The 5461-nt window shown below is 67.8% G+C and carries 4 protein-coding genes; 2 read left to right on the top strand and 2 right to left on the bottom strand.

Annotation, left to right across the window (positions count from 1 at the left end; all coding sequences use genetic code 11):
- Positions 1 to 248 precede the first annotated feature (248 nt).
- On the top strand, positions 249 to 1931 hold the full coding sequence (locus tag BHU15_RS36020; RefSeq protein WP_255293293.1) for an RNA-guided endonuclease InsQ/TnpB family protein: 1683 nt from the start codon (positions 249 to 251) through the stop codon (positions 1929 to 1931).
- A gap of 155 nt (positions 1932 to 2086) precedes the next feature.
- On the top strand, positions 2087 to 2407 hold the full coding sequence (locus tag BHU15_RS36015; RefSeq protein WP_438285002.1) for a transposase: 321 nt from the start codon (positions 2087 to 2089) through the stop codon (positions 2405 to 2407).
- A 13-nt stretch (positions 2408 to 2420) separates the two neighbouring features.
- Here BHU15_RS36015 and BHU15_RS36010 read toward each other — a convergent pair whose 3' ends face one another.
- Complete coding sequence (locus BHU15_RS36010; protein WP_069630946.1) at positions 2421 to 3914, bottom strand: serine/threonine-protein kinase; 1494 nt, start codon at positions 3912 to 3914, stop codon at positions 2421 to 2423.
- A 450-nt stretch (positions 3915 to 4364) separates the two neighbouring features.
- The coding region (locus BHU15_RS36005) for an SPDY domain-containing protein (RefSeq protein ID WP_069630945.1) at positions 4365 to 5461 on the bottom strand (1097 nt) is incomplete at its 5' end.

Below are 5461 nucleotides of genomic sequence, written 5' to 3'. Positions count from 1 at the left end.
AGCCGTGGGGGGCGCGTAGGGGGCGGGTCGCGATCGAGCTCACGGCTGACGAGGCGTTGGTGCTGTCGCACTGGCTGGGAGAGGCTCCAGATGACGGACCTCACTCTTGGTGATCCGCCCGTACTCCCCGAATGCCTGCCCAGCGGCGTGGGGAAGTGCTTCGGCAACAGCGCCGCGCCGATCGTGGGCACAGGAACGGTGAACCGTTCGCTCCTGATCACGTGACGCCCTGTCAGTCCGGCGCCTCGATGCGCGTGTGCGAGGAAACTCTTGAAGGCGCAGGTCAAGTGGCCCGTCGGAGGTCGATGTCAGTGGTGGCCTCTACAGTCGTCAACGACTCGTGGCACGCGAATGGTTGGAGGAGGTGGCTGATGGCGGAGACGGCCGTGCTGCGTGCGTTCCGGTTCGCGCTGGATGCCACCCCTGCTCAGGAGGAAGGCTTCCTGCGGCACGCCGGGGCTGCCCGGTGGGCGTTCAACCACGCGCTGGGCATGAAGGTCGCCGCGCACCGCCAGTGGCAGCGTGAGGTGAAGGCACTGGCCGACGGCGGGATGCCGGAAGCTCAGGCGCGCAACACGGTGAAGGTGCCGGTCCCGACGAAGCCGGCGATCCAGAAACATCTCAACCGGATCAAGGGGAACTCCAGGTCCCCGGATCTACCCGAGGGCACCCAGGGACCGCAGCGGCCGTGCCCGTGGTTCCACGAGGTCTCGACCTACGCCTTCCAGAGTGCCTTCGAGGACGCCGACCGCGCCTGGGGCAACTGGCAGGCAGCGCTGAGCGGACGCCGGGCCGGCAGGAAGGTGGGCTATCCGCGGTTCAAGAAGAAGGGCCGCGCCAAGGACTCCTTCCGTATCTGCCATGACGCGAAGAAGCCGACGATCCGCCCCGACGGCTACCGACGCCTGCGCATCCCGGTGCTGGGATCGGTGCGTCTGCACGACACGGCCAAACCTCTTGCCCGCCTGATGGACCGGGGGGCGATCGTCAAGTCCGTGACGGTTTCCCGCTCCGGGACCCGCTGGTACGCAAGCGTGCTGGTCAGCGTCCTCCAGGACCTCCCCGAGCGTCCCACCCGCCGCCAGCGACAGGCCGGCACCGTCGGGGTCGACTTCGGCGTCAAGACCCTCGCCACCCTGTCCGCGCCCGTCACCCTGCCGAACCTCGGCACCCTGACCATGGTGCCCAACCCACGCCATCTTGCCTCCGACACCCGCCGCCTCACCAAGGCCCAGCGGACACTGTCACGCACGACGAAAGGATCAGCCCGCCGACGGAAAGCCGCCCGGCGCGTCGGGAACATCCACCACCGCATCGCCGAACGCCGCGCCACATACCTCCACACCCTCACCAAGCAACTCGCCACCGCCTACGCCGTGGTGGCCGTGGAACACCTCAACGTCGCGGGCATGACGTCCTCCTCCCGGGGGACGGTGGAGAAGCCGGGCTCGAAAGTCCGGCAGAAATCCGGACTCAACCGTGCCATCCTCGACGCGTCGCCCGCGGAAATGCGGCGTCAGCTCGACTACAAGACCCGCTGGAACGGATCACAACTCGCCGTGTGCGACCAGTGGTTCCCCTCCAGCAGAACGTGCTCGGCCTGCGGGTGGCAAAAACCACACCTGACCCTGGCCGAGCGCGTGTTCACCTGCGGACAGTGCGGGCTGGTGATCGACCGGGATCTCAACGCCGCCCGGAACATCGCCACCCACGCTGTCCTCGTGCCGCACGATACCGCCGCCCCCGGTAGGGGGGAGGCGTCAAACGCCCGTGGAGCAGCCACAAGACCCGCGACCCCTCGGGGTGGAAGGCAGGCCGCGCTGAAGCGGGAAGACACCGGCCCACCGCGGCCGGTGCCACCTCAGCGGAGCGATCCGCTGGCGCTCTTTACCCTAGACGTACCAGACCAACAAACGGCAAAGCGGCCCTGAAACCGCAGGTGGCGAAGTGTCCGGTCCGTACGCGTGGGGAGCGACCCCCGCCCAGACGATCCTGCGCAGCGTCGACACGGTCCGGTCCGTACGCGTGGGGAGCGACCCGTCTCCCTCTCGTACATCCGCACGGTGGGGGAGTCCGGTCCGTACGCGTGGGGAGCGACTGTCCCCACGAGGCCCACCTGGTCGTCGACCGGTACTCGGCTCACCACTCGAAGACCGTCCGCGCCTGGCTCGCCAACCACAAGGACCAGATTGAACTGCACTTCCCACCCTCGTACCCACCCGAGCTGAACCCGGACGAACCGGTCAACGCCGATCTCAAAAGCAGCCTGCCCCGCACCCACCGGTCCAGGAACCAGCCCGAATCCGCCACCGAAACCCGCAGATCCTCCCACCGCCGACAACACCAACCACACATCATGCGCGGATACTTCGATGGTCGGCACGTCCGCTACGACATCGAAGAGTGAACCCCATGAGTTCCTAATCGCCAGGCGTCGGCAGTTTGGTCCATGGCAGCCCGTCGCCGCTCGTCTTGTCGACCTTTCTGCGCAGGGTGTCGTTCGCTTCCAGCGTGAGTTCGCTGGAGTTCGCCTCCTCGCAGTCTGCGTCCGAATCGGAGCCGACTATGCGCGTCTTGCTGAAACGCACTGATTCGAAGTCGGCCACGCTCATCAGCTTGCTGGAGAATTCGCAGTGGTAGGTGCCGCCTTCGTCCTTGGGGCCGTTGGAGAACATGCGGAGGAGGGTCTCCCCAAGGTGTCCCTGACTGATGGTCATCCATCGAGGTTCACCGTTGACGGAGGCGGTCCATGTGCCCAGGAACTCCTCCGGCATCACGCCGCCGCCGGGGTCGCCGTCACCTCTCGTCAGGGTGTAGACCACGCTTCCTGCGACCAGCGCCACGATCAGCATTGTGTAGCGCCCGCGCTTGTGAGAGGCCGGTGCCCCGGTCGGGGCTACTGCCGGGACCGGGAGCGCCTCCGCGACGGAGGCCGGCACCGGAGCCGACATCCGTCCTGGGGCTCTGTCACGGGGAAGCGCAGCAGCCGGGGGCTCTGGGTTGTCCGTGTCCAGAAGACCTACCGCGTGTCGGCCCAGCTCGGCCACCAGGGGGCCGGGCAGCCACGGCTCGTTCGAGCTGCCGTCGGCGACCGTGTCCTGTGCGCCTGTTCGCCGCAGAACCTCTCCGAGATCCGGACGCGCCGCAGGCTCCTTCTCCAAGCAGTCCCTGATGAGGTCCACGAGCCCCGTCGGCACACCCTCCAGGTCGGGCTCCTCGTGCGCGATGCGGTACATGAGCACGTGTGCTTCGGCCTGGGCTGTGCCGAAGGGCATCTTGCCGGTGGCGGCGTAGGCGAGGACCGAGCCGAGGCAGAAGATGTCGCAGGCGGGCGTGATCCGGTCGCTGCGCACCTGCTCCGGTGCCATGAAACCGGGCGAGCCGATGAGCGCGCCTGTCCGGGTGAGGCGGCCGTCGGTCACGGTCTCCAGGGCCCGTGCGATCCCGAAGTCGATGACGCGGGGGCCGTCGATGGTGATCAGGACGTTGGCGGGCTTGAGATCGCGGTGGACGAGCCCGGTGTCGTGGATGTCCCGCAGGGCATGGGCGAGGCCGGCGGCTAGCGTGCGTACCGAGCGCTCCGGCAGGGGGCCGTGGTCGTGCCCGACGCCCTGGCGGAGGCTGGGGCCGGCGATGTAGCCGGTGGCAACCCACGGCACAGCGGCCTCGGTGTCGGCGTCCAGCACCGGCGCAGTCCAGTGTCCGCCGACCCGCCGCGCCGCCTCCACCTCGTACCGGAACCGTTTCCGGAACTCCTCCTGTGCGGCCAGTTCCTCGCGCACCAGCTTGATGGCGACCGTACGCCCCCGGTCCGAGCGTGCGAGGTAGACGTTGCCCATGCCGCCCGCGCCCAGCCGCCTCAGTAATCGGTACCTGCCGATCTGCCTCGGGTCTTCGTCCCCCAGCCCCTGCATGTGGCGCCGCCTTCCCTGCCCGTGAGTCCGCGTGAACAACACCGCGAGGATACCGAGGCACGGTCACGCTGTGGTGCAAACAACTCCACGGTCAGCAACAGAGGCGTGCTCCTTCCGCAGGCGCCCGCGCGTCGAAGTCCCTTGCATCGGCTGCAGCGCCACCCGAATCACCTCCGTCGTCCGCCGAACTCGCCAGCTGATGACGTTGAATAAGGCTCAGTGCCTACGGCCCGGTTGCGGGACCGGACATGGCCGCTGGGGCGACCCAGGGCGTGAAGCCGAGGCGCATTGTCGATCTGTACTCAAAAAGTGAGGAGTGCACCGAGTCGAGCCTCAACAGCCCGCAGTCTTGCGGATCTTGAGAGTGCCGGCCCGCCGCCGCGGGATGGCTCGGCTTGCTGTGCGACGCGGAGTTCTGCGCAACAGCATGTCTTCTTCTCCGTACTGCTCTCACCTGCTTCGCGCGGGACTTCCCGACGTCGGTGGCGTTGACGTGACGGGTGTCGTGGTGCTGATGACTCCACGCCTGTGGCGCGAGTTCGGTACTGGCGGGGTTGTGTGTGTGGAGTGGGTGAGGGCGAGTTCGTAGGTGAGGTCCTGGAGCACGGCGGACGGGGTGTGCCGGGAGAATTCGATGGTCCAGGCCGGCTGTTCAGCGCTCTTGCCGCCCCAGATTGTCCAGGTGCGGTGGGAGTGGGCGGTGGTGGCGCCGACGGCGGCGGCGACATCGAGGCGGAGGCCGGTGTCGCCGTTGGGTGCGGGCCAGTTGATTTGGTGTCCGTTGATGGTCTGAGTCCAACCGAACTCGGTCAGCGGGCGGGTGACCGTGGCCAGGGTGCGTTCGGTGAGGGGAGAGCTGGTCCGCTCGGTCCACGCGGAGTCGGTGTCGAGACTCTTGAGGAGCGTGTCGATCATGTCGGTGGGGGTGTTGGCGGTGGCGGTGGCGTGCCAGGTGCGTTCCCCGACAGGCGACTGGTAGGAGGCGATGGTCCAGGCGATGTCCTGGCCACGGGCTTCGTGGTCGAACTCGGCGCGCAGGGTGAGCGTTTCGTGGTTGGCGACGGAGGCTTCATCGGACCATGTCCGGTACTTTTCCCATTCACCGTTGTTCTCGATGAACGAGTTGAAGAGGGCCTCGTGGGCGCCGGGACCGGGTGCGTCGGCGGGCGCGGTGGCTGCTCCCGTATTGGGAGATTCGGGCGCCGTGGTCGGTGTGCCGAGTGCAGTTCGGGCTTCGGCGGTGTCGCGTTCGGTGTCGGTCATCGGGGCGGGGCCGGGGCGCATGGTGTCGCTGTGCATTTCCTCGAAGGTGGTCAGGGCTTGGGCGGGGGAGTCGAAGATGTCTGCGATCTGCCGCAGGTGGTCCTCGCCGTGGAGGTAGACGCTTGTGCCGCCGGTGAGGTAGGTGCCGACCGCGGCCGTGGTGTGGGCGTCCTGGGCGTGGGCGTGGATGAGGAGTTGGCCGTGGCGTATGTCGTCGTAGATCTTCTGGGCCTGGTCGGAGACCTCGCGGATCTCGCTGCGGGTGCACCAGGGCATGGGGTAGT

The sequence above is a fragment of the Streptomyces niveus genome (assembly GCF_001723055.1).
In the GTDB taxonomy this organism is placed as follows: domain Bacteria; phylum Actinomycetota; class Actinomycetes; order Streptomycetales; family Streptomycetaceae; genus Streptomyces; species Streptomyces niveus.
This window is presented reverse-complemented; position numbering and strand designations above follow the sequence as displayed.

Excerpts from the sequence above, each read along its gene's own strand:
- BHU15_RS36020 (WP_255293293.1), top strand. The coding sequence starts at position 249 with ATGCGCGTGTGCGAGGAAACTCTTGAAGGCGCAGGTCAAGTGGCCCGT.
- BHU15_RS36010 (WP_069630946.1), bottom strand. The coding sequence starts at position 3,914 with ATGCAGGGGCTGGGGGACGAAGACCCGAGGCAGATCGGCAGGTACCGA.